We start from the raw sequence: 1,586 nt of genomic DNA, 5'->3' as shown, positions 1-1,586 counted from the left end.
TGGGACTTACACAACTTAACTGGCCAAATTAGGCTATAATGCTTGTAAATCAATAATTTTACGTCTCCCGCGATCGCTATTCTATGAAAGAAACAACCCCTACTGCAATGCCCCCTTGCTTTGAAAGGTGGTGTAAACAGTTTGATGATTGTTGGAAAAACCCACCCCAAAAAACAGGATTCCGCCACTATCTGGGTGGATTACTAGGGGAAAGTGAAAGGAAAAACATATCTCAAATGGCCAATAACTCTATTGGAGTAGTATATAATCGCTTACATCATTTCATCGCAGATTCTCCTTGGGAAGCAAGTATAATCAATCAACGTCGCCTAGAAATAATTAACAAACTTTCTCAAACTAAATTCAAGAAAGGGTTTAGTTTGATTTTAGACGATTCTGGACACCGAAAAAGCGGTAATTTTACATCTGGAGTAGGCCGACAATATATTGGAGAAATAGGCAAAACAGATAATGGAATAGTGACTGTCACAACTCATTATTATGATGGAAAAAAAAGTTTACCTTTAGACATTGAATTATATCAACATTCTAGTTCTTTACCAAAAGGAAAAGATGACAAATTATTTCAGAAAAAGCCAGATATAGGAATAGATTTAATCGACCGCACCCTCACCAGAGGTCTACGTCCTGGAATAGTTTTAATTGATGCTGGTTATGGCAATAATACAACATTCCTGAAAAAACTCGAAGAAAGAGAATTAAAATACTTAGGAGGCATCGCCAAAAACCGAAAAATAGTAGTCAAACAAAAATCCAATGAAGAAATAGAAACTAGAATAGATGAATTAGCTAAAAGCATACCAATGGAGGAATTTGAACCGATTATCTTAAGTGTAGAAAAAACAAAAACCGTTTGGGTAACAACATTTACAGCATCAATTTCCCGCCTTCAAGGAGAAAGAACTTTTGCTATCGTTATGAATGCTAGTTCTATAGAAGAGGCCACAGAAATTGATTATTTTATTACCAATTTTGAGCTTGACAAAGTAACATCTGAGTGGATAGTAAATAACTACTCAAATAGAAATTGGATAGAGGTTTTTTACCGAGAAGCAATCATGATGGTTAGGATTAAAAGAGTATCAAGTTAGAGATAAATGGAGTTTAGAACGTCATTTTATCCTGGTTTTTTGTGCTTATACTTTTATTATTTGTAATAAGTTAACTGGGGGACTACAAAGGCAATGGGGAAATAAACCTTTGAAGACATTTACTGATGCTTTAGAAGCTTTTCGTACAGCCATGTCTTTCCGTTTTTTTAACTGGTTAACTAACAACATTGACACCTTTGCCTTTCATAAACAGAGTTTGGGCTATATTTGGGCTTAAGAGCTGAGAGTGTAAACTTCGCCAAAAGTCTTATATAATCTCGCTTTTCGCAATTAAAGTAAACCTTGATAAAACTACTGGAATCCAAGTATAGTCAGTAATTTAGCCTCTTAATATTTACTTGATAAATCAGCTCTAAAATGTTGTGTAAGTCCCCTAGCGATCGCGGGAGACGTAAAATTATTGATTTACAAGCATTATAGTCTAATTTTACCAGTTAAGTTGTGTAAGTCCCA

1 pseudogene is annotated in these 1,586 nt (G+C 34.8%); it reads left to right on the top strand.

What is annotated here, in order from left to right:
* Nucleotides 1-83: 83 nt before the first annotated feature.
* Nucleotides 84-1,350 (top strand): annotated as a pseudogene (locus tag F6K15_RS37880) (IS701 family transposase).
* Nucleotides 1,351-1,586: the final 236 nt, after the last annotated feature.

The sequence above is a fragment of the Okeania sp. SIO2B3 genome (genome assembly GCF_010672525.1).
Lineage (GTDB): Bacteria > Cyanobacteriota > Cyanobacteriia > Cyanobacteriales > Microcoleaceae > Okeania.
This window is presented reverse-complemented; position numbering and strand designations above follow the sequence as displayed.